The organism is Candidatus Zixiibacteriota bacterium (assembly GCA_034439475.1).
GTDB lineage: Bacteria > Zixibacteria > MSB-5A5 > GN15 > FEB-12 > JAWXAN01.
This window is the reverse complement of sequence record JAWXAN010000034.1, coordinates 63,890-87,427: the sequence shown is the minus strand read 5'-3', so window position 1 is coordinate 87,427 and position 23,538 is coordinate 63,890. Positions and strand designations below refer to the sequence as shown.

The following is a 23,538-nucleotide window of genomic DNA, read 5'->3' as shown; positions in this document are numbered from 1 at the left end:
TTTAAACAAACGCGAAATTTGTGGTAACCATTGGTTTATGGTTATCTATTGCATACTGCCATTCATCGCGCCAGTGCTTAAGAGCCGATTGAATGGGCATGACTGCCGCATCTCCGAGCGGACAAATAGTACGGCCGAGAATATTCTCGCACAGAGATTCGATTTTCTCAAGGTCGCCCGGTTTGCCATTGCCATGCAGGATATTACTTACAATCTGTTCGAGCCAGCCGGTTCCCTCGCGGCAAGGAGTGCATTTCCCGCACGATTCATGTCGGAAGAAATGAATGAGCTTATATATAGTCCATATGATGCATGTGTCTTCGTCAAAAACAATAACGCCCCCCGAACCAAGCATCGAACCGATACTTGCAAGTGATTCATAGTCAAGACCGACATCGATCATTTCAGGCGTGAGAAAGGGGGTCGATGCCCCGCCGGGAATGACGCCCTTGAGTTTTTTATCGTTCAGAATTCCGTTGCCGTAGGCCGGATCATAGAGCAGCTTGCGAAGTGAAAATCCAAGCTCGACTTCGTAATTGCCCGGGCGTTTGACATGGCCGCTAAGAGAAAAGATTTTTGTTCCGGTTGATTTTTCAGTCCCCATTGTGCGATACCAGGCTGCGCCGCGATTGATGATATGCGGCACTGCAGCAAGCGTTTCGACATTATTCACAATTGTCGGGCAGGCGTAAAGACCTTCTATTGCCGGAAATGGCGGACGAATGCGCGCGAGTCCTTTTTCGCCTTCGAGCGAGCTGATCATGGCGGTTTCTTCTCCGCAGATATAGGCTCCACCGCCGGTGAACACGAGCATCTCCAGGTCATAGCCAGAGCCGTAAATATTTTTGCCAAGATGCCCTTTGGAATAGGCATCGTGCATTGCGGCTTCCATGACTTTTATCGAATAACCAAACTCCCCCCGAATATAACAAATCATGAGGTGACTTTTGATAGCGAAAGCGGCAATGGCCATACCTTCAATAACGGCATGCGGGTCACGCTCCAGCAGCACACGGTCTTTACATGTCCCGGGTTCGGATTCATCTGCATTGCAGACCAAATAACGCGGTTTTGGAGAATCTTTCGGCACGAATGTCCATTTCATACCAGTTGGAAATCCGGCGCCGCCTCGTCCCCGAAGCCCTGAGTTTTTCACTTCAAGTGCAACCTGTTCGAACGTCATTGATGATAAAACTTTGCGCCATGCCGTATAGCCGCCGTGTGATTCATATATTGCAAGTTTCTGTTGCTGCGGGTCCTCGACAAACTTAAACAAATGCAGCCGTTCGCTCGCGGTAACTTCTTTGGCGTTGGTAATGACAGGTGAATAAAACATCAGTTTTTTGTTTTCAACTCCTCAATAACCTGGTCGACCTTGACGCGCGTAAGATTCTCATAAAACTCATCATTAACCTGAACCATTGGAGCTGTGGAGCATGATCCAAGACATTCCACCGAAATGAGGGTGAACTTATTATCAGGGGTTGTCTCCCCTTTTTTGATGTTAAGCTTCTCCTCGAGATAGCCAATCATGTTATCCGCGCCGACTAAAGCGCAGGATATATTGTGGCAAACTTGGATTAGATGTTTTCCCACCGGTTTTTTCGGGAATAGTGTATAAAAAGTTGCCGCTTCGGCAATCTCCACATAGGGGATATGTATGACTTTGGCTATCTCCCTGTAGATGGACTCGTTTAAATGCCCGACCTGTTGACAGGCGATTGTCAGACAAGGTAAGATTGCCGATTTGCGCTGTGGATACTCGGCCGCCTTTTGTTTCATCGCGGCAACTGATTCAGCGGTAAGTATCATCGGTCAACCTCCCCCAGCACTATGTCAATAGAACCAATAGCGCACACAACATCGGCCAGAAGTTGTCCTTCGCAGAGCGCAGGCAGTGCCGCAAGGTTTATGAATGATGGTGGCCGCACACGAATGCGATTGGGTTTATTTGTTCCATCCCCGGATATGAAAAATCCAAGTTCCCCCTTGGGCGATTCAATCCCCTGATAGACTTCGCCAACTGGCGCATTAAAGCCCTCGGTGATAATTTTAAAATGAAAAATGAGCGATTCCATTTTTGTTAACATGTCCTCTTTCGGAGGAAGCACCACCCCCGGAACATGGGCTCGAAACGGACCAGACGGCATCCCATCTATTGCTTGCTTTATAATTCGGAGTGATTGGCGAATTTCCTCAAGGCGGATATTGTAGCGGTCGTAGGCATCGCCGGCCGTTCCCAAGGGCACATCAAAATCGAATTTTTCGTACGCCGAATAGGGATTGGCTTTGCGCAAATCATGGTTGACCCCGCTCCCGCGAAGCATTGGCCCCGACAATGACCAATTGATTGCGTCCTCGGCAGAGATGACAGCGACGTTTTTCGTTCGGTTAATGAAAATTTCATTGTTTGTCAGAAGTGTTTCATAATCTTTTAGTCCCTCTGGAATCTGCTTGAGGACCTTGTGTACAATTTTGTCGAAATTCTTGGGCAGTTCCTCAGCAAGCCCGCCGATGCGAATGTACGTCGTCATCATTCGCTGGCCGCCGCACGCCTCATAGATATCGATAATGGATTCTCGCTCACGAAAGGCATACAGGAGCATAGACATCGCGCCCAAATCAAGAGCGTGGGTTCCAAGCCAAACGAGGTGAGAACCGATGCGTGTGAGTTCTGCCAGACAGACTCGCGCCCACTTTACTTTCTCGGGGACTTCAATATCCATGAGCTTTTCGACAGCCAGACAAAAACCAAGATTGTTTGACATCGGCGCCATGTAATCTATGCGATCGGTGCAGGGGATCGCCTTATAATAGAGCTTGGATTCCATTGTCTTTTCAATGCCGGTATGGAGATAGCCAACTATCGGTTTGCATCGAACAACAGTCTCGCCATCGATTTCCAATTCCACGCGTAACACACCGTGAGTCGATGGATGCTGGGGTCCCATGTTGATATTGAGTGTTTTTGTTTCCACTACTTAATCACCTCGGGCGGATTATTTTTATTCCAGCTGAAGTGCGGAACCTCGTAGGTGAGCGGAAAATCGCGCCGAAGCGGATGCCCTTCGAGTTCATCTGTAGTCAATATTTTTGTCAACTCAGGATGGCCGATGAAAACTATACCCATCATATCCCAAACTTCGCGCTCCATCCAATTTGCGCCGTTCCATAGCGAAGTCAGACTTGCGATCGCGGGCTTCGCTTCAGGCAAATGCACTTTGAGGAAAAAACGGTATTTGTGTTTGAGCGAATAAAGATTATAGATGACCTCAAAGCGTCCTTCGATTCCTCGGGGATGGTTTAACCAGTCAACAGAGGTAATATCAGCCAGAAAATTGACTGTGAGTTCAGGGTCATTCATGAGCGTTTCGCAGATAGAGGGGAGCGCCTCTGACTTTATATAAAACGAAAGCTCGTTACGGAAATTAGTTTCCCGGACAAGAGCGTCTGGGAATGCCGCGGTGAGGAATCGTCTAAGTTTGTCTTCCATGATCTATCTGTAGTTTGTGCCCTTTTTCACAAAATCCGCGAAACCATTTCTCTGTATATAGATAAAATCTCGTGCATTAGCCGATCTTACGTCCCCACTCTTCGCGGCTGTCTTTGACTGACTCCTTGTCGATTTTAGCCTGGAGTTTCAATATACCGTCCATGAGTTGTTCCGGCCGGGGAGGGCATCCCGGGACGTAAATATCGACCGGAATAATGCGGTCGACGCCCTGAACTATGGCATAGTTATTAAATACACCGCCGCATGAGGCACACGCGCCCATGGAGATTACCCACTTGGGGTTTGGCATTTGTTCGTACAGAGTTCGAATTACCGGAGCCATTTTGACTGAGACGCGGCCAGCGACAATCATCAGATCGGCTTGACGCGGCGAGGGCCGCATCACTTCCATCCCATAACGGGCGAGGTCAAAATGCGAGGCGAAAGTGGAAATCATTTCGATCGCGCAGCAGGCAAGCCCAAATCCAAGCGGCCACATGGAGCGTTTGTGCGCCCAGTTGACCATTTTGTCGACTGTGGTCAATATTATCGAATCGGGTATTCTCTCTTCTAATCCCATTTGAGGGCTCCTCGGCCTAACTCATAGAAATACCCGACAAGGATAACAACGACAAAAACCGAAATAGCCAGAAAACCAAACATTCCTAAATCGCGAGCTACAACCGCCCAAGGCAGCAGGAAAATGACTTCAATATCGAACAAAATAAACGAGATAGCGACCATATAAAATTTAACCGGAATGGGATCGGTTGTCGTTCCCTTCGCTGGGATGCCGCACTCGTAGGCTTCGCCTTTATGACCAAGTTTAGTGCGTTTACCAATAAAAATTGACAGCCCGCTCAATAATAGTGCAAGCCCGGTTGTGATGACAATGAGAAGGATTATGGGATAAAAATCTTGAAACATCGCCTCTTGAACTTCTCCAGTCATATTTGCGGAACAATTCCGACTAGATTACTACATTCCACTATCATTGTCAATAACATTTTCATACTGAAAATGTCGTAGGATCAGGGAGAAATCTTGTTGTCTCAGTTGGTCTTACACAAACGGTCAGGCACTTTCAATATATGAAGAAGCCCTATAGCCATTAGAGAAGTGTTTCACAAGCTAAGAGACAGAATAAAACAAATGACAGTTTCAATTGGTATGCTTTGCGAAACGAAGCTCAGCATTAGCGGATTACGATTGTTGGAAATTCTCGAAGAAATGCGTCGGACTTCAAAATTGAATCCAGATCCTCCTCGCTAAATCTTCCGTAGGCGGTCGAATGACCATAGATTTCAAGGCGCTTTTCACTTTGCTCGATTTTCATCCATCCCCCGCCGCGAATTTTATGATGTGTATCAAATATTTCAACGCGTGAATTGCCGGCCACCCACCCGGACGGTATTTCTCTTTCTCGGCAGAAACGATTCACAAGATGGGCATGGTAGGGATAGTCTGACACTGGCCCGATGAGCAGAAAGAGATTCGATCTGTTGGCTAGAAGTACAAATTTACAAACAATGCATCGTGAGCGCCCGGCCTCAAGGCCGGACTGAACATCTTTGTTAAAATACAAGCAGACTTCGGCCGGCATGGTGTTTTCCTGCAAATTGCTCAATTTCCCACTCTGATATGGTTTGAAAATATCCAGCCACGTCTCCCCTTCCAAACCTCGACCCTGTAAATCCCGGGACGGGAAACATCAAAATCGATTCGATTCCCCGTAACGGTCAGGATTAGTTCACCGTTGTGAACCAGATTCATCCTTGCCTTTGAAGGCAGCCGGACCTGCAGTTTAGCCTCATTGGGCGAACTCAACCAGCCTCCGCATGTTACAGATTCGCCGGGTCTGACAGCAAGAAACTCGAAGCCTGTCGCATCCCCCCATCTGATATTTGAACAAAAAAGCCGGCAGTCGCGAATGGCACTCAGAAGCTGGCTGCTTGCTGTTTCGAAATGCGAAGACAGCGGTTCATCGAGGAGAATGTGTGTTCTAATACAGCGGAAATGAACTTTGTATGGGAAAATTTCTACTCTTAACGGACCAAATTGAACAGGAAAGGCATGGGCATCGACCGAGGCAACTCCGGCGCACTTTGACTTCATATTGAGGGCATCCCATTTTTTCAAGATGCGTTGAGTAGGACCGATCATCGATTTTCTCGGTGAAAAAACCATATGGAACTTATTGAACGGTGTGAGTTGTTCCATCCATTCAGACATCTGATTCCACAATTCGATCCCGGTAAACCCCGAAACCGACCAGTCATTCCAAGGATATGGTGGGTACTGTTTCATCCGGTTTCTGATTTCATCCGGGTGCGCGATTATGCCGACCGCGCCGTCGCGTGCCGCGGCGGCAACATATTCTTTCGGTGACAATTTATCTGAATACACACCGGGCGATCCGAATATGAGGTAATGGTGTTTGTCGCTCGTATCGTTATGCTCATATCCAATTACAACCAGTGTCTTGCCATAAAATCCCTCTTTGCTGGCATCGCGGTTCGAAAGGGTCATATGGTCCGACACCATCATGAAATCAAGCCCCGCTTCCTGGCCGATTTCGGCTATTTGTTCGAGAGATTTTGTGCCATCGCTCTCGGTCGTGTGCATATGAATCGCACCCGAATACTGATACCACTCTCCTATTTTATGCGGCATGAGTATCCTTGCGATAACGGGTGTCCGGTACTCGCCGAAAAATAATGAGGCCAATTATCATGATTATGGCCAAAGTCAAAAGCGCAATTTGGTAAGGGAGTTTTGTCATCGATTCAAGGCTAATATTGAAAGTATCCTGAACAAACTGCGCTGATGACCCGCCAGGGGCAAAGAGCAAAACAGTTCCAGTCCAAATAAGCGGTCCGAAAATCGCTGAGGCTCTCCCCGTAACGGCAAAAAGTCCAAAGAATCGCCCGAGTTCTTCTTTTGGCACGAGTTCGGCAAGCATCGGGCGAGTTGTCGTCCATAGTCCACCCAAAAGGATTCCGACAAGCGAGCCCATTGCCCAGACAAGCGGCTCATAGTCAACAAACACAAAACCAGAGAGAGCTACTATCCAGCCAAATACAATCCATGTCACAAGTTTTTTTAGTGACATAAAGATTGACAGTTTGCCTATGATAAACGAGCCTACCACAGCAGTTATAGTTGAGACAATAAGAAAAAGACTAATGAGATTGTCCGAAAAACGAAGCACAATTGCGCAGTAGAGGCCGATATTGAGAATGACGGTATTTACCGCATCCTGGAAAAAGAAATTGGCGACGAGAAAGCGAAGTACACCGGGATACTTTTTGGTCTCAGCAAGTCCAGACCAGACTTCGCTGTACGCCTTGCGGATTGAAACCTTGGATGTCTGTGCGACTGGCTTTTCTTTTACCACAAGAAAGAGGGGCAGAGAAAAAAGAAAGAACAAAACTGCTGTTGGAACAAACGCGCCGACTTTGCCGCTTCCGTCAATAAATGGTATATCAAGTGAAAATATTCCGCCAGTCACAAACGGCAGGACTAAAAGCATCCCGACAACTGAGCCGACATAGCCGAAGGCCACACCAACGCCCGAAATGTAACGAGCATTCTTTCCTGCTGATACGGAATACAGCAAAGCATTATAAAACGGCTGACCAGCTTCATAGGCAAAATTGGAAATGACAGAGAGTGTCAGTAGCGCAATGATGCTCATCTGCCCGGCGAAGCCCATCCCGGCAACGGCGATGCAACAGGTCAGCGTAAAAAACAGAAGGAAATACTTCTTCTTTGTTTGGTGGTCAGAAATTGCCCCCAAAGCCGGTGCGACAATGGCAGTAAGAAGCATCGCAAACGAGAATGGTAAATCAAAGTAAAAGTCGGGGTAGGACAGGTCTTCGATAATGTATCGTTTGAGATAGAGCGAAATTATGTTCATCGAGTAGATCGTGTTGGCAAAATCATAGAACGACCAACTGATGACTTCCTTGTTCCAGACGAGCTTCGTTGGCTCTGCTTTACTCAGGTTTGTAACAATTACTGACGGCATACGAGCGGGTATCTCGCTCATAGACCAAATTTGGTTGAGATGATTATCATGGGGTCAATTAACCGTTCGAGGCGGGGCAAGTCAAGAAGTCTGAAAATAATGAGCAACACGCGCTCTGCGCTATGATTCGGTGAGCAAACGACCCGCCTCACGAAAGCCGCTCAGGATACGAATAATCCTCAACGATTCAGTATCAGACAAATAAATCACAAGATAGGTGTGCACTGGCCAGAAACGAAACGGCTTGGATGTTAAATCTGAGCGAAGATGACCGATATTCGGGTGACGTGATAACAGTTCGAAGGCCAGAATAAAATCGACAAGTACATTCTCAGCGCCACTAGGACTGTCAAGCGCAATGTAATCGATTAGAGATTTCGAGGTCAGTCTGGGCCAACGGCGTGAGCTGGTAGGTTCCCACCGCTTATGGCTTACGCTTGCTAATCTTCTGCTTAAGCTCTTGAACAAATGAAGAACCATCAATAAGGCTACCCGAATCGGCCTCTTTGATTCCAGCCTGAATTTCTTTGCTTAACTGGTTTAGCCGTAAATCCCGCAGTTGCTCCTGCTCCTGAAGAAGTCTGAAAGCTTCGCGGACAACTTCACTAGCCAAGGATACTTTCCAGACTTTACTTTTTTCTGGATAAATTTTTCGTGCTCTGGAGTCAATGAAACATTCATATACCATTATACGCAATACGCAAAATAACAAAAACTGTCAATATTTGGCGGTGTCCTAATTTGAAACGTGATTACGACAATTTCATGATGCCGTGTATCTTCAAAAGCTGAAGACATACAGCACAAACTGAGATGTTGCGAATTTGATCGGCTGATTTGACCTCGTATTGAACTTGCCCAGTTTCCAACATTATTTCGTCTTGTGCCAAATCAGACTTTGTTCGCCGACAAACCCAACATGAGTCAGAATTGAGGGGGGGATAATTGTTCATGAGCGTTCTCCTTTTTGATCGTTAAATTCACTTCTGATCGAAGCTCTGACCGCATCCGCCGGAGACTCAACAGGCGGAGAGTGCAGTACAGCATAATATTTCATTTTCGACGATCCCTCAATTGGTGACGACCACGCATAGCAAAGAGAGGCCATAGGATGTCCCTTAATAGCAAAGACAGTGACTTCGCCCTCCCAAACAATTTTGTCCTGAAAAGACTCGACAACCCAAGTCGTTTCAAGTAAGGTCGCTTGGCAGTTGTGAAGTGACTCGACAGCTTTCTTGAGGTCGTCTATTTGTCTATATCCTCAGCATCTTCGATGGTATCACTTAGAATGTCATCCAGCCATTTCTTGATCTTGTCAATGTCCAGCTGTTTGTATGGGTATGGCACGCGCAAAATGGCGGTTCTTCCACCCTTTAATGGGATCGGATAGTCGCGGGTGATTATGGCCTGAGGTCCTGCCGTACCCATGACCATTGTTGCGGGCTGTGGCGTGACCCTGACTCCGGGCATTTGGTTTAAGTCCATGAGATTCCCTTCAAATTGATCGGCTTGTCTCGTCTCGGGTGCCTCAAACTTGATACCTGCCTTGATACCTGCATAATCCAGCGTCTGCCTAAAATCCCTAATAAACCCCTCAACCGCCTTTGGGTTGAATCCCCGTTCCATCACCAACAAGGTTCGCAGAGTATCATCGCCGGGAAGTCCACCCCTTTCGGCGAACTCTCGCCACAACTCTTTGTAGATTTCCGGCTTTAAGGCGCATCTCTTAAGAGCGGCTAACTTCTCAGCCTCGCTACCACCCTTCAAGACGATATAAAGTGCGTCTCTTGTAAGGACAATACGCCCATTTTCCTCACTTGTCAATCCAAATTTTCTTAAGGCGGAAATTGCGGTCAATGAGGCCCCATGTTCTCCCTTATACCCTAAGTGCTTTAGGACGGCCTCGCGGGTACTACCCGCATTACCGTCTTTTGCATAGATGGCATTGATTTTTTCGACAGCCTCTTTTAGACCCATCACGGGGAAGTTTGGGCTCCGCTGTTTTTTACCCCTTAAATCAGGAGCCGTACCGCCAGACTGTTCAGCCATAATCAGGCCTCCAAAGGTTTGAGTTTCTAATGACAATGTATGGGAGGCGAAAAGATTGTCAAGATGTTTTTGGCGTTAAGCTCACGATAAAAAAATATGAAATACTTTCAAATAAGTATTGTACTACTCGATGCTATTACATATATTGTTGAGGAGATCGAAAACAGAAGCCCCCGAAGGGTAAGTTCGAGGGCCGGATTTGGGGTGCGAAATGGTTTCTGGGTCGGGCTTGACATCTGACGCCACGGGGTTCGAGCCCCCGGCACTCCACTTCATTATACCTTATCGGCAGGAGTTTGTCAATGAATAACTTGAAGCGAGACAAGCAAGAAGTTGTTATCAGGTGTCTTGTCGAGGGTGCTTCAGTTCGATCAACTGAACGGATTACCAATGTCCACCGAGATACAATTCTAAGACTCATGGTCAAGGTTGGTAATGGTTGCAAGAATATCATGGCAAGTGAATTCCATGATCTCCAATGCCGTCGGGTTCAGCTTGATGAGATTTGGGGGTATGTAGGTCGGCATCAACGCAGACTAACCGAGGCTGACGATCAAAACAGAACTGGTGATTTCTGGACATTCGTTGCAATAGACGCTGACACTCGTCTTGTCCCTGCTTATAGGGTTGGCAAACGCAATCTTGAAACTACGACACAATTCCTTAGTGAGTTATCCGGTCGTTTGGCTAACAGAGTCCAAATATCATCTGATGCTATGCCCTCATATATAGAGGCGATTGATCGTGTGTTCGGTGCTAACGTCGATTACGGTCAGATTGTAAAGTCATACGAAGCAGAACCAGTCGGGCCGGGTAGGTATAGTCCGCCGCGAGTTTCATCAATTAAAAGGTCAGTGAGGGTTGGCCGTCCAGAAGAAGGACATATCTCGACAAGCTATGTTGAGAGGAGCAATCTTTTAATGAGGATGAGTATTCGACGCTTAACGAGGCTAACCGACGCTTTCTCCAAAAAGTTGGAAAATCTTGAGGCTTCTATTGCATTACACTTCGGTTACTACAATTTTGTCAGGATTCACAGGTCTTTGAGAGTTACGCCCGCAATGGAGGCTGGGGTTACTAAGAGCGTGTGGACTATAAACGATTTGGTCGATGCTTGTGATAGCCATGGAGCCAGATCAAAGCCAGAGGGTAAATGATGGATCAGAGTGCTCTACGATTTAGACGAGTCGACATGACGAATGAAGCCTACAAAGAATTAAAGTGCCACCGAGACAAAATCAGTGATTGTTCTGAGATTGACGAGGTCATCTTTGGCATAAGATACCATTTGGAGCGGAATGCGGACATTTGCGATACGGTAGAGGGGACAAATGTCCGTTGCTACAAAGCGCGGCCTATGCGTTCAGGCTTTTCCGTGTCGGTTCTCTTTCGCATCAATGACAGAAAGGTTGAAATCTGTAGAGTTCTTCATAAAAAGTTGGGGGAGAACTAAGTCGATTAAGCCTGTCGCTCTAGTGCGACTGCTATTTTGATAATCTCAGGAGTAATATCCGACGGCTCTTGTTCTCGGCAATAAACGGTGCTGTACGGAATGTCCTCTTTAAGGCTCGCCAATTCGTAACCTATAAACTTATGTGACCGATTACTAATTTCGTCGGCAGTTTGGTCTTTGTACTTCACGATCATATCATTTACAATATCAATTTCCCATGCCTCAAAAAATTCAAGATTCGACTCTCTAAGCGGAGTTGGCCGGTGCTGGATACGATCATAGCATTTCTTCCGTATGATAGCCAATTCAGCATTGGCAATCATTTCGTCAAGGATAGACGGCATAAGACGAGGGGATGGCCCCATTTTCAATTTCTGGTAATTGGCTCCCGTAATTGACAGCCCTCTACGTCTAAAGGCTGTAAAATCAGAAAAGAACAGTAATTTATTCAGCTTGACCTTGCCAAAGAACTCATGTTCCTGACACTTGGCTGAAATATAAAGAACCAGCTCCTTAAATTTTCTCTTCTGAAATCGCACCGACTACCCTCACCAAACCGCTGTGTTATGTGTATTTTAATATAATGGATCGGCTTAAAAATGTCAAGAATTTAAACCCGTACTTCATCTTGCAATCAGATTGCCCCTATTTTCAAATTAGGACACCGCCCAATATTTGTTATCGAAGTAAAATTTCCTTCAATCGAAGAAATTCCAGATAAAACCATACGAATTGAATCGCCCCACATCCTCAAAATATTCCCTCGGCTCATAGCTATTCGAAAGCAGATTCTGAATGACATAATGAAAGCGAAAGGTATTCAATTGGAATGAGAGAGAGACATTCAGGAGCGGAATCTCGCCGAGGAATCGACCTTGGTATCCTTCGTATGGCCCCAGGAAAATAAACTCGCCGTACCCATAGAGATGAATCAGTTTTGCTTTCCAGAACCAATGAAGTTCAAGGTTTGAGAAAAAATGAAAATCGGGTGTGTATGCCCTATCAGCAAAGGCATCGTAATCCACGGTGTAATGACTCGCGCCAGCTGAGGCGGTGACGACATCCTTCCACTGCAACTTCCCGCGCGCGGTTACATTTAGAAATGTCACATTCCCGTTCATTGGAAAGAATGTTGTCTCGTCAATGCTGTTGCGGTATCGCCAATCGATTCCGTCAAATATCTTTCCGCCGGCAACCGACAGGCACAGCGATCGCGCGACATTCCCCCATCCGACATCGGCTGAGCCGACAAGCTGGCGCTCCTGCTCCAAATTCGGATTGCCGATATCGGAATAGATCCCGAACGACGACGGATAGACCAGCGATCGCTGATGACGAAGATGAAGTTCATGCAGAGTCGGTTCCCGTTCCTGGTAAAGCGCAGAGAACATGAAAAATAGATTCTCGGATTCTTTCTGCCATACTGCCGATACCGACGGAAGCAGTCCGACACCTTCAACCGCACGCGCCGAGAAGCGCACAGCGTAATTCGAAGGTTTTGTAAGAGTCACAAAACCAAATGAAAGTTCACCATGATACCGGTCGAAACGCTCAAAGCCGTCATCATATTGATTTGAGTGCAGTTCGACGTCCGAGGAGAAAGCCTTATTCCCCTTGAGCCATTCGCGGCCAGTCTCGAGAGAATGCCCTGTGATATTAAAACGCCCCTTGTACGGGCCATCAATATTGGAGCCTTGGCGTAAATGACTGTAACCGAATGAATTTGTTGCAGTAAAATTATTGGTGTGGGCGAGAAAGGCAACGCGCAAGGAACGATCAAACCGCTTGCGCTGAATTGACGAACCGCCAATATCAGGATACAACGGAAGCGGTCCCTCGGCATCATTGAGCGATCCCGCCACTTTCAGCGCGTACCGGCCAGTCAGAGGCTGATAGAGATCGGCGGTGTAGGTGTATGAGTCATGCTGACGATTAACAACAAGACCATCGGCAGTTTTATAGCCGAGCGATGCTGTCAGTTTTCGTCCGTTTGAAAAATTGTTGGCGTATCTGCCTCGTACATTCGAGTAGCTATAAAAGCCCTTGTCGACAATGAATGCCGTGTGCGGGGATGCTGTGTCACGTTTTATCGGTATAGTCAAAAGGGTCGCCACACCGTTCCCGTCGCCGCCAAAAACAGCCCCTGCTCCGGCCGGCAGGACATAGATACTCTCATCAAGCGTGGTCGGCAGATCATTGAGGTCAACCAAACCGTCCGGTTCTATAATATGTTCGAAGGGGCGGTACTGTTGACCAGCCATAAGATAGTTCATGCGGTCGCCCTGAAGTCCGAACGGCTGCACGGTTGTCCTCATCGGTGTGGTCTGATGGGCAAGAGAGAAAAACCCGGGGTGAGTGCGAAAGTAATCACCGGCATCGCGGGTGAAAAACCTACGCACCGCGGAGCCGTTATCCAGCCGCGGAGATAACAGATATGCCGAAAGCGAGTCGAAGTAAAAAAAAGGTTTTGGACGAGGCTCACGTTCTTTTTCAAGTTGTTGCCGAACGCGAATGCGGGCTTCAAAATCTTTGAGCCGGTCGCGTTCGGTTCCCAAACTATCCTTCACATCGAGGGTGTCGGCGACATCGATTGTATCATAAACTGGAGGAAGCGGAGAGCGGGAGGAATCGACAGAATCAGCCTTGGTGGCATTGCAGAACATTAGCGCACCGAGCAGAACAAGCGCGGCAATTCTCTTCATGATCGAGACGTCTCCCGTTTATAGAGATGAAGTGTCGCTCCAAAGAGGAGGGGAAATATAAGCGCGTTTGAAAGAAGCGACGGGCCTGACCAGAGCATGCCAGTATAGAACCACGGCCAGAACGGCTGGTTGATTGCGGCATCGACAATGTTTACCGGGATGTAAAAGGCAAGGGTTGAGATCAGAGCGGTAATTACAAGTGAGAGAATCTTTGTCGCGGCGGACATTTTCCAGAATGATGTCTGGCGGTACAGGGCGCCGATTGCTCCGCTTAACGCCATGCCTCCCATCTGCGCCAGCATAACAGGCAGGTTCACCGGGCCATAGGGATTTAAAAATGACCAAAGTCCGGTTCCGATGACGCCAACAAGCATTCCTGAGAAAACTCCCCAGACAAATCCGGCGGTGAAGACAATGAAGAAGGTCAGTTTAACATTTATCGCATAGGCAGTCGCATAGGCGAGGACATAGACAAGCGCGGAAAAAAGAGCAATACGCGTCAAGCTATGAATTTTTCCGAGGGACAATTCGCGCTCGGATGCGGAAGTCATCGGATAATCGCCACCTTGACTTTGTCTTCGGCCAAAAGAGTCTTTTTGTCCGGAGAACTGTACAGCCGGGCGTAGGCAAAATAGACACCCGACGAGACCGGCGATCCCGACTGGTTTTTCATATTCCATTCGGATTCAAATAATCCTGCGCGGTAGAGCCCAAGACGATCTTCGCCAGCAAATGTTCCCTCAAGCGCCTGAACAAACTCGCCTGAAACTGTAAAGAGATCAACCAATAGCAAGGGGCTGCTGAAAACTGGAATTGTTATTGAGTCTGTGGGAACAGCAAAGCGGAATTTGAGATTCTCCCCACCCATTTTTGAGACAACGGCAGGGTTCGGATACGGGGTCAGCACGGCGGCTGGTCTACTAATGAGCGCCGGGTTAACTTCGCTGGAATCGGTGCCGCCTGTTGTATAGGAAATACCAAGCTCGGTAGCTTGCGAATAAAGCGAGGCGTTTGTTGTTCCGGTTGTAAATATTAGGCTAATTGAGCGGTAAAGATCGGGATTCAGAAATTCGAGGACACCAGATAATCCAGGCACGGGGGACGTCTCTACAAAATGTGAATCAGGCAATGCTTCGAGTTGATATACGACTGAAAGCACCCAAGGTTGAGGAAGGGAGCTGAGCACAAAACCGAGTATCTGAATTTCTGATGAGTCCACGCATACGCCACTGTCTGTGCTGTCACAGCGGAATCTGTCATATGTGCGGGATTGAAGTTCTTCCAGCCGGATAAACGTTGACGCATTATGATGCGGCTGATAGGGATTGCCAAAAACAACATTGAAGGGATAACTGGTGTGCCGTGCCATTTCGGTGAGTGGAATAATAGGATAGGCGACGGCTTCTTCGTAACCAATTCCATTTGGGGCAGTCTCAGTATATTGCCCGGTAAAGTAGTTCCACAGCCAGAATTCATTGAAGGCCCCTGACAGTGAACTGCCATACATCGGGTTGGCCAATATCTGATTGATAGCAGTGAATACTTGTCCGCCGAAGCCGAGTGTGCCGCAGCGCAGCCAAATTTCCCGAATAAGAGCCGGGTCGAACTTTTCTGACAAGTACAAGGGGAAGATAGCCGCGCCATAAGGATGAAAATCCGCGAACCCGATAAATCGTTGAAGGGAGCTCTGCGGATCTTCGAAGAAATACGGCAGGTATGAATAGTAGTCATTTATGTGGTCGTATAATTGTTCTTCCATCCAGACCGCCGACATCTCCATCCAATATCGTTTGACCTGCTGGTTCACAACATCGGCCTCGGTGTGATCAATGCCGAACTGTATGGCATGGAAATATTCATGGGCGAGGGTGACCCGCACGGCATCGAGCGGGCGATCTTTGTATCTATCAATCTGCTGGAAATCATTTTCGAGTTCGATAAACGAAGTCGCGCTCAGGGTTATCGGATTGCCAATGTAGGTGGAATCAATATATGCCAAGCCAAAAATTCCGGTGCCAAGATCGGTGAGATAAATGTCATACTTCTCATCTCCTCCCGAAAGATAAAATGAATCTGCAGGAGGAGCAGGATATCCCATAACATTGACAATTGAGTTATACACTGAATCGGCAATGACCCCTACCATCTCTACGTAGTTAGGATGACCATCACCGTCTGAGTCCACATTCGCCTGAAAGACCGCATCGGTCCCGGTCTTCGTATAATGAATCAGAAAGAGACCGCTCGGGGAAACATAACTCGTATCCAATATCGGGCGTGACTGCAGCGCATCGCCTCCAAGAGAAAGCAGAAGTTGTTTGTCCAGTTTGCTTCTGTTAAGGCTGAAGTCGGCAGCGGCAGTCATGCCGCACTTAATAGGCAGACCATTATATTCGTGTTCTTCGATAAACTCAGCCGCGGATTTAGAGGGTAGTGACCGCCCTCCTTTGACAAACAGATAGTCTTCGATAATCTCACGCTGGCGCTCTATCGACAGATCTTGATCGTTGGCCTGAACAGGAAGATATGCAAGTATCAACACGAGAAGAATAAATCGCTTCAATGGGCACTCCCATGATCACCGGCGAAACTTTCCACCCGCCGCTTAAGGTTTTCAAGACAGTCTATCGGCACTTTAAGGGCTCCAATTGGTACCTCTCGTCCCGAACGACCATGAAAGTCCGACCCTCCCGTGATAATCATACTATATGTTTCAGCAAGTCCCAGCAGTTGCGTAATCATCACTGTCGAATGAGCATAATGAAAAACTTCAATTCCATCAAGGCCAAGCGGCGCAAGGTGCGGGATATGACGGTGCATTTCAGCAATTCCAGCATGGGCCATGACAGCGACACCCCCGGCTTCGTGAACCAAGTCAATCGCCTTGCGCGGTATCCACGACGCTTTGGCTTCATAGCCTGGACCGTCGAAGCCGATATATTTCCTGAAGGCTTCTTCCATCGTTGAGACTTGTCTCATCTGCAGGAGCGTTTCAGCAATATGCGGTCTGCCGATAACAGCTCCGTCGGCAATACGCAATACGTCCTCGAAAGTAATCTGTAAGCCCAGCTTCTGAAGTTTTTTCACCATATTGAAACCCCGCGTACTTCGCTTTTCTTTGAATTCTTCCAGAGCATCAGTAAGCCTCGGGTGTTCAGGGTCAAAGAGGTAGGCCAGCATATGCATATCATCACCATCCACATTTACTGACAGTTCGACGCCCGGCACCAATTCCGGGTCACTTCCAGTTAACAGCGGACTCATTTGTCGATACCCTTCAATTGTGTCATGGTCGGTCACAGCAAAGGCATCAAGATTTTTTGTTCTTACTATGTCGAGCAATTTTTGTGCGGAGTACAATCCATCGGAACAACTGGTGTGCATATGCAAATCGACATATTTGGTCATCTACTTAACTTACTTTCCACTACTGATTGGATTTGGGAAGCAAGTTGTTCGCCGTAGTCTTGCGCGGTTTTCCATTCCTTGCGAAGCGAAGCGACCAGATTTTTGTCTTTAAGCGAGGCAAGATTAATACGGACATTGTACCCCGCTCCAGTAATTGCCGCCCTTCCCATCAGTCCGGCTACACCCGCATCCGAAATTGAATTTTCATTTCCTTTTTGAGCGACCACCAATGCAAGTCGGAGAACTTCAAGTGTTGTCTTCATAACTGTCAGCGGCACACGAGCGGCCTCGGCGGTAGTTTCCTGGATCATCTTATCCCGGTGGGTGGACTGTTCGTCGCTTGCTTTGGATAGTTTGAAGGCGGCCATAACGGCATTAAAGGCTTCTTTGTCAGTGTCGATTAGGCGAGTAAGCTCGGCGCGAAGATTGTCGGCTTTGTCGCGGATTTCGCTCAATTCATCTTTGACAGTTGCGTAGTTTTTCTTTCCTACGGTCAGTCGGCATACCATTGCGGTAAGGGCCGCAGAAAGCGCTCCAGCCGAAGCCGCAACCGAACCTCCGCCCGGAGCCGGGGATGCCGAAGCAACTTCATCGTAGAAAGTTTCGACAGCGGCCTCGGTTTTGTGGCCGACCTCGCTCAGCTTCACTTCGAGGATTTGGTTCCGTGAAAATTTCTCGAGACGGAGATAGAAATCGGCAACATCAATAATCGCATCCTGAGGGACCAGACCAATAATTTCGGATGAGGTGACCGCAACGCCGTATCGCGCGGCCTCGCTCTTTATTGTCTCGAAAACCCTGAAAATAGGGGTTTTGGAATAATTGACAAGATTCATTGAAATCTGAACTTGGTTCCGCTCTTGAATTTCAAAGCCAAGCGCTTTGACAAAACGAAAACCGCCGGTCAGACTTCGCACAGCATCGGCTATTTTGGATGCGACCGTTATATCATTGCAGCCAAGATAGACGTTGAAAGCAACAAGCGGCAATCGAACACCGATCGCCGTAGCTCCGGACTTCAGATTCATATGAGCTGGCCCATAATCCGGCTTGCGCTCAGGATCGGTCGCGATGCTGTCACGAATCCCTTCGTATTCTCCGACCCGAATATTGGCAAGATTTTTTCGCTTGGTTGAAGTCGCGGCGTCTTCGTAAAGATAGACCGGTATCGCAAGCTCGGTTGCTACGCGATTAGCCAGCGTATTCGCAAGTTCAACAGCTTCCTCGATTGATACGTCTGTCAGCGGAATAAATGGGCAGACGTCGCAGGCGCCCATCCGAGGATGTTCGCCAGTATGGGTTTTCATATCGATGAGTTCTGAGGCCTTTTGGTAGCCTCTGAATGCGGCTTCGACCAGCTGGGTTGGATGGCAAACGAAAGTGACAACCGAACGGTTATGGTCTCGATCCATTTCTTTATCAAGCAGGGATACGCCGGATATTGAGGTTATGGCATCGCAAATGGCCTGCACAACTTCGGGTCTTCGTCCTTCAGAAAAATTAGGAACGCATTCAATTAGTTTTGCCATAAGCGGAAGATATGCCTTGGGTACTGAAAAGGGAGAAATTATTTTCGAGCCAGGCTTTTGAGGCTCCAGGCCAATAATGGGATGAAAAGTTCATGATGACCGACAAATGTGAATCCCTTGCCGGCATTGAAAGTGGGTCGGGTGACAATATTCATGTGCGGTCGGTAGTGCTCCAGCATATCAAAGTTAGCGGTCGTCAGACGACTTTTGCCCCCGTTTAGATTTCTTGCCACCGTTAACGCTTTTAGAAAGACCTCAGGCAGAATTACAGCAGACCCAATATTAGCGGCGACGCCTCCTTTGTCAATATCAGCACAAATTGCGGCGAGGATACGAAAATCAAGGTGTGAAGCCTCGCCCACCTTCGCGGCATCGAAATCCGGGTGCTGAGAGACAATATCTGTACCGATTCCGACATGGACCGTCGCTGGCAGGCCTAATCGCTCGGCGGCTGAAAATATGGATTGCTTGCGATGCGGAGCCTTCTTCTGATTAATATACTGACCGCAGGCCTCGCCAAGACCTATTTTGTGGTCGAAAGCCAATTCCACAACTGCCGCATAGAGTTCGCCTGTTTCTCTGACCATACCAAAACTGCCATCGCTCAGGCCCGATTGAACGTCTTCAGATGTCCCGCCAAAAAAGGCCAGTTCAAGGTCATGTATCAACCCAGCTCCGTTGAAAGAAAATCCGGTGACAAGTTCCTCTTCCATAAGATCAATAAGCAACGGTGATAGGCCGACTTTTATGGTATGGGCGCCTAAAAGAAGATGGAACGGTTTGTCCTGCTTTCGTGCGGCAAGCACCAAATTCATGAACTCGCGTAAATCTGCGGCTTTAAGGAATCGAGGAAGGGATTCGAGGAGAGTAATGGCGGAAGCCGAGGCTTTCATCGGTCGGGCGAAAGCCTTCACTTCGGTTTTGTTCTCTCGTTTTTTGACTGAATAACGATTGACTCGGCTCAGATCGGCGGGTACAATTCGTCGGTGTGAGCGAATCATTGAAGTTAAAACTCGCTGATTTCGCCGAGGGAATATTTGGTCAGTTCGGCTGAAATGGAGCCGATGAGAACTTTCGATTTCATCAATACTGGCATACGCAAGTAATCATCAGTTAGCCAGATTGTGATTTTACCTTCATTCTTAAACACTCCCACCGCGGCAGTCAGCGGCTCGACGACAAAACAGTTAAATGTCCCGGCGTCGACTGTTATCTTTTCTTTTTTGACAACTTTTACTTCCAATTTAAGGATTTTTCCGTCGACGAAACTGTCCATGAAGACCGATTTACCAACCTGAAGCGGCTGGGTACGAACATAATAAAGCGATGTCAGCGCGTCCTGACTGAACGGTTCAAGCGTGTAAAGGCTATCCTCATAATCGACAGTAAAATTGCGTTGGTCAAAGACATATACGCGGTCATTGGAATAGCCGCCTTCGCGCAATCGTTTTTCGAACCGCCAACTGAACAAACCTGCGGCATCCATTATCGACTCAACGCGATCATCTACTTTGAACATGCCGGAGAAGAAATCATTTGAATTTGCGCGGGTGACAATTTGATACGACGGACGCTCTTCAAATTCGACAAGCGAAGCTACTTCCATCGTCGCCGTCCCGGCGTTTATGAACCCATAGTTGACATCGAAAGTAAACTTTTCGCCTACACCGAAGGCGACATTTTCCACAAATCTTGTATCGAGAGTCATCCCACCAGTTGAAGGCGCACTTTCAGATGACGGATCGGCAATACCAAGCTGACTTGAGAAAAGATAGACGACTGGGCTGATTGCAATAACTAAAAGAACCCACGATATGGATTTTTTTAGGCTGAATTTAAACCGCATGCACGGCTCCATCAATTCGCCGAATAATCTCATCCAAGTTTTTGCCGAGATATTCGCCTATTTCAAGAAAGGTTTCATTATAGCGGTCGAGGGATTGCCCTACAGGGTCATCGACACCGTCGCCGACAGGACTTTGATCAGGGAAATTTTTGAAGAGAAAAACCTTATCGACAGCTTCCGGATCGAGACGCAAAATTTCCTTGTAATGCTCAGGCGCCATTGCTAAAATAAGATCGGATCTCTCGATCAGGTCTGCTGTTAGCAATTGCGACTCATGGTCGGAAATATCAGCATCCCACATTTTGACCACTTCGCTCGCGAAACGCGTAGCTGGAGATTTATAGGATGCAGAAATGCCGGAAGAGATAACACTGAATTTTCCCTGACGTTTTTTGTTAAGCAGCACCTGAAGCGCTCCTGCAGCCATAGGGGAGCGGCAGGTGTTACCGGTACAGACGAACATAATCGTATACTTTTTAGCCATGATACTTTCCCAATTTAAGATGGGAATAAATCAACGATGATGCAATGGCTCCTTCGCGCAAAACAACCGGAGGGTTGACACTGCAATCGACCACGGTTGATGTTTTACCAGTCAGTGCGCCGCCATCAAGGTAGAGATCGACTTCGTCTCCAAGTTCGGCTCGAATTTCAACGATTGTGCTATGGTCGGGGCTTCCGGTTCTATTGGCCGATGTCGCGCTCACCGGAAAATTAACACCATCCATAATTGACTGAATAATCGGAGACGAAGACAATCGAAGTCCGATCTTTCCATCTTTCAGGATTTCAGGTTCAATTGGGGCCTTGGCTTTGAGAATCATAGTCAGTGGCCCCGGCAGGAATTTTTCCGCCAAAATAGAAGCCGAATCCGACTGCTCGCCGTATTCAAAAAGATCTGCTTTATTTTTAACAAAAATGGCTGTAGGAGAAGTCATGGGGCGTTTCTTTAATTCAAACAGTTTCTTCAATGTCTCTTTTCGGTCAGCTCGAATAAGAAGACCGTAACGTGTTTCTGTAGGCGCAACAACAAGGCCGTGATTTTGCAATATCATGCAGATTTGCTTTATGACCTCCGGCGTAATTTTATTCCCTATCACCTCTATAATGTCAGCGGCCATCATTCGTTCCCGACGAATCTCGAACTGAAAGCGAATCGTAGAGTTTCATAGAATCTTGATAGAGACGAGCCGCTTGTTTAACTCCGGTAGTTACTGGGACAACCCAGGCATTCGCGTAACCTGCCCCTTTTGCTTTTTGTTGATATGACTCGGCTTGGGCACGGGATTCAAAGTTTCCAACACGGACTTTGAAATTGGGGACCTCGTAATCAGTATAAACAGGCTGGTCAAATATTTCTTCGGCAACGAGGGCCGCCTTTCGGGCTTCGCTGAACAATTCGCTCGTCAGCAACTGTACGCGAAAGACTTGGCTTTTTAAACTATCTCCCTTTGTGGAGACATCCGGTTTAACAGCGGTATCAGTAGAAAGCGTCGAAGGCTTTGCTATAAAAGTAGATAGAGGAGTATCTGTCTTTGATATTTTCTGCTTCACGGGGACGATTCGTTTGTCTTGAGGAAGCTCCAATGGGTCATACCCGCGCTTGTCTTTTCTGGAAGCATTTTCATCGGCAGAAAGCGTAAGTGGCGTTGCAGCGCAGAGCGCAAAGCACAAAGCAGACAAGGCAAATGAACGCCGCGCTTTATAAATAAGATCGTGTTTTTTCATCGGCGTTCAGCTTAGCCAGAAGCTCTTTGATTTGGCCAATTTTGGTTTTGTGAGCCACCAAGGTTATGTTTGCCGATCGTACGACGACCAAATCGGAAACACCAAGAGTGGCCACTATTCCTTCTTCGTCATTATATACCGTTGTCTCATACGTTTCGACAGTTGCTGTCTCGCCGATCAAGACATTGTTGTCTGAATCCTGATCTTTGTAGCGCTCAAGAGCAGTCCATGAGCCGATATCATCCCAGATAATATCGGCCTTCATAACTACCACATTATTAGCCTTTTCCAAAACTGCATAATCAATAGATATGGACATCGTCTTGTCATATAGCTCAGTTCGCGCCTGCTCTTCATTCGGAGTTCCGACATGTTTGGCGTATGTTGAAAGAAGGTTTCCTATCTCCGGTTGGCACTGGTTGATTGCGTTCAGGATCGAGTTGGCTGACCAGATGAACATTCCGCTATTCCATAGGTACTTTCTGCTGAAATAGTATTCCTGAGCCAGAGGGGCTTTGGGTTTTTCTACAAAAGCCGCAACCTGATAGATAACCGAATCGCCCTGATTCTTATAGAGCTCGCCAAGCCTGATATAGCCGTAACCCGTCTCGGGTCGTGTCGGGACAATTCCGATCGTAATGAGTTTGTCTTCAGCCTGAGCCAGCGCTGCGCTATCAGTAAGAATATCAAGTAGCTTTTCTGCGGGTCGGATCAAATGGTCAGCTGAGAGCACTACCATAACAGCTTTTGGGTCGGTTTGAATCAGATGAATAGCGGCCAAGCCGATCGCAAGACAAGTGTTGCGTCCGATTGGCTCGGTTAAAATATGTTTATTCGAAAGATTCGAATTGTTGTCAAGAATCAGCCGGGTCATCGATTGGCCGGTGACTATTCGGATATTGTCTTCCGGGATGAGTGGACGAACTCGTTCGATAGTCTCGACAAGCATTGTTTTGTCTGATGTAAGGGCAAGAAATTGTTTAGGACGCTCAGCCCTCGAAAGAGGCCAAAAACGTTCCCCTTTTCCGCCTGCCATTATGACACCGTAGACCACTGATTTTAACCTCGTCTAACTTTTGATGCTCAAAGCCACTTAAAGAAGGATCGCACCTTCATGTTCTCTTGCTTCGATACTGAAAGTAATCCTGTTTAATGGTCTGAGTCAAGGAAAGACTCTCAACTCCATATTGTCCGCTTAACTCATTGACAATCAGTAGTTTTCGGCGTGTTTGGTGAATATCAACGGTCAATTCTTGCCATATCTTTGATTTAGGAGCAACTGCATGGAACTGAATCACAG

At 47.5% G+C, this 23,538-nt stretch carries 23 protein-coding genes and 1 pseudogene; all 24 read right to left on the bottom strand.

Features of this window, described 5'->3' with window-relative positions; genetic code table 11:
• Position 1: 1 nt before the first annotated feature.
• Positions 2 to 1,336, bottom strand: coding sequence for an NADH-quinone oxidoreductase subunit NuoF (nuoF, locus tag SGI97_04705; protein MDZ4723189.1), 1,335 nt, complete (start codon positions 1,334 to 1,336; stop codon positions 2 to 4).
• Entirely contained in the window at positions 1,336 to 1,812 is a 477-nt protein-coding gene (gene nuoE, locus SGI97_04700) for an NADH-quinone oxidoreductase subunit NuoE (GenBank protein MDZ4723188.1), read from the bottom strand. Before nuoE ends, nuoF begins: the two co-directional genes overlap by 1 nt.
• Positions 1,809 to 2,951: an NADH dehydrogenase (quinone) subunit D gene (gene nuoD, locus SGI97_04695; GenBank protein MDZ4723187.1), complete on the bottom strand. Its 1,143-nt coding sequence runs from the start codon at positions 2,949 to 2,951 to the stop codon at positions 1,809 to 1,811. Before nuoD ends, nuoE begins: the two co-directional genes overlap by 4 nt.
• Positions 2,952 to 2,977: 26 nt before the next feature.
• Positions 2,978 to 3,493 (bottom strand): NADH-quinone oxidoreductase subunit C, encoded by a 516-nt coding sequence (locus tag SGI97_04690; protein MDZ4723186.1) that lies wholly within the window; start codon positions 3,491 to 3,493, stop codon positions 2,978 to 2,980.
• A 115-nt stretch (positions 3,494 to 3,608) separates the two neighbouring features.
• Positions 3,609 to 4,073: pseudogene (locus SGI97_04685) on the bottom strand (NADH-quinone oxidoreductase subunit B family protein).
• Entirely contained in the window at positions 4,064 to 4,420 is a 357-nt protein-coding gene (locus tag SGI97_04680) for an NADH-quinone oxidoreductase subunit A (GenBank protein MDZ4723185.1), read from the bottom strand. The pseudogene SGI97_04685 and the gene SGI97_04680 overlap by 10 nt, the downstream one beginning before the upstream one ends.
• Before the next feature lie 268 nt (positions 4,421 to 4,688).
• Complete coding sequence (locus SGI97_04675; protein MDZ4723184.1) at positions 4,689 to 5,096, bottom strand: hypothetical protein; 408 nt, start codon at positions 5,094 to 5,096, stop codon at positions 4,689 to 4,691.
• 20 nt (positions 5,097 to 5,116) lie between these two features.
• Positions 5,117 to 6,166 carry a histidinol-phosphatase gene (locus SGI97_04670; GenBank protein ID MDZ4723183.1) on the bottom strand — a complete coding sequence of 350 codons (1,050 nt, stop codon included), beginning with the start codon at positions 6,164 to 6,166 and terminating at the stop codon, positions 5,117 to 5,119.
• Positions 6,156 to 7,523 (bottom strand): MFS transporter, encoded by a 1,368-nt coding sequence (locus SGI97_04665; protein ID MDZ4723182.1) that lies wholly within the window; start codon positions 7,521 to 7,523, stop codon positions 6,156 to 6,158. Before SGI97_04665 ends, SGI97_04670 begins: the two co-directional genes overlap by 11 nt.
• Positions 7,524 to 7,643: 120 nt before the next feature.
• Positions 7,644 to 8,003, bottom strand: a complete 360-nt coding sequence (locus tag SGI97_04660) for a type II toxin-antitoxin system RelE/ParE family toxin (protein MDZ4723181.1) — start codon at positions 8,001 to 8,003, stop codon at positions 7,644 to 7,646.
• Entirely contained in the window at positions 7,948 to 8,136 is a 189-nt protein-coding gene (locus SGI97_04655) for a type II toxin-antitoxin system ParD family antitoxin (protein ID MDZ4723180.1), read from the bottom strand. Before SGI97_04655 ends, SGI97_04660 begins: the two co-directional genes overlap by 56 nt.
• Before the next feature lie 632 nt (positions 8,137 to 8,768).
• Complete coding sequence (locus tag SGI97_04650; protein ID MDZ4723179.1) at positions 8,769 to 9,572, bottom strand: hypothetical protein; 804 nt, start codon at positions 9,570 to 9,572, stop codon at positions 8,769 to 8,771.
• 1,458 nt (positions 9,573 to 11,030) lie between these two features.
• On the bottom strand, positions 11,031 to 11,564 hold the full coding sequence (locus SGI97_04645) for a Panacea domain-containing protein (protein ID MDZ4723178.1): 534 nt from the start codon (positions 11,562 to 11,564) through the stop codon (positions 11,031 to 11,033).
• Between the two features lie 159 nt (positions 11,565 to 11,723).
• The gene (locus tag SGI97_04640) at positions 11,724 to 13,727 is read right to left on the bottom strand and encodes a hypothetical protein (GenBank protein MDZ4723177.1); all 2,004 of its coding nucleotides are present in this window, start codon (positions 13,725 to 13,727) and stop codon (positions 11,724 to 11,726) included.
• A complete protein-coding gene (locus SGI97_04635; GenBank protein MDZ4723176.1) occupies positions 13,724 to 14,278 on the bottom strand; it encodes a hypothetical protein in 555 nt (184 codons plus the stop codon). Before SGI97_04635 ends, SGI97_04640 begins: the two co-directional genes overlap by 4 nt.
• Positions 14,275 to 16,290 (bottom strand): hypothetical protein, encoded by a 2,016-nt coding sequence (locus SGI97_04630; protein MDZ4723175.1) that lies wholly within the window; start codon positions 16,288 to 16,290, stop codon positions 14,275 to 14,277. Before SGI97_04630 ends, SGI97_04635 begins: the two co-directional genes overlap by 4 nt.
• Positions 16,287 to 17,135 (bottom strand): PHP domain-containing protein, encoded by an 849-nt coding sequence (locus SGI97_04625; GenBank protein ID MDZ4723174.1) that lies wholly within the window; start codon positions 17,133 to 17,135, stop codon positions 16,287 to 16,289. The genes SGI97_04630 and SGI97_04625 overlap by 4 nt, the downstream gene beginning before the upstream one ends.
• A complete protein-coding gene (gene ftcD / locus SGI97_04620) occupies positions 17,132 to 18,664 on the bottom strand; it encodes a glutamate formimidoyltransferase (GenBank protein ID MDZ4723173.1) in 1,533 nt (510 codons plus the stop codon). The genes SGI97_04625 and ftcD overlap by 4 nt, the downstream gene beginning before the upstream one ends.
• A 38-nt stretch (positions 18,665 to 18,702) precedes the next feature.
• On the bottom strand, positions 18,703 to 19,665 hold the full coding sequence (locus SGI97_04615) for a hypothetical protein (GenBank protein ID MDZ4723172.1): 963 nt from the start codon (positions 19,663 to 19,665) through the stop codon (positions 18,703 to 18,705).
• A gap of 5 nt (positions 19,666 to 19,670) precedes the next feature.
• On the bottom strand, positions 19,671 to 20,510 hold the full coding sequence (locus tag SGI97_04610) for a DUF3108 domain-containing protein (GenBank protein MDZ4723171.1): 840 nt from the start codon (positions 20,508 to 20,510) through the stop codon (positions 19,671 to 19,673).
• A complete protein-coding gene (locus SGI97_04605) occupies positions 20,500 to 20,994 on the bottom strand; it encodes a low molecular weight protein arginine phosphatase (protein ID MDZ4723170.1) in 495 nt (164 codons plus the stop codon). Before SGI97_04605 ends, SGI97_04610 begins: the two co-directional genes overlap by 11 nt.
• Positions 20,987 to 21,634: an L-threonylcarbamoyladenylate synthase gene (locus SGI97_04600; protein ID MDZ4723169.1), complete on the bottom strand. Its 648-nt coding sequence runs from the start codon at positions 21,632 to 21,634 to the stop codon at positions 20,987 to 20,989. The genes SGI97_04605 and SGI97_04600 overlap by 8 nt, the downstream gene beginning before the upstream one ends.
• Positions 21,621 to 22,238, bottom strand: a complete 618-nt coding sequence (locus tag SGI97_04595) for an SPOR domain-containing protein (GenBank protein ID MDZ4723168.1) — start codon at positions 22,236 to 22,238, stop codon at positions 21,621 to 21,623. Before SGI97_04595 ends, SGI97_04600 begins: the two co-directional genes overlap by 14 nt.
• Positions 22,213 to 23,292, bottom strand: coding sequence for a sugar phosphate nucleotidyltransferase (locus SGI97_04590; GenBank protein MDZ4723167.1), 1,080 nt, complete (start codon positions 23,290 to 23,292; stop codon positions 22,213 to 22,215). The genes SGI97_04595 and SGI97_04590 overlap by 26 nt, the downstream gene beginning before the upstream one ends.
• Positions 23,293 to 23,538 lie beyond the last annotated feature (246 nt).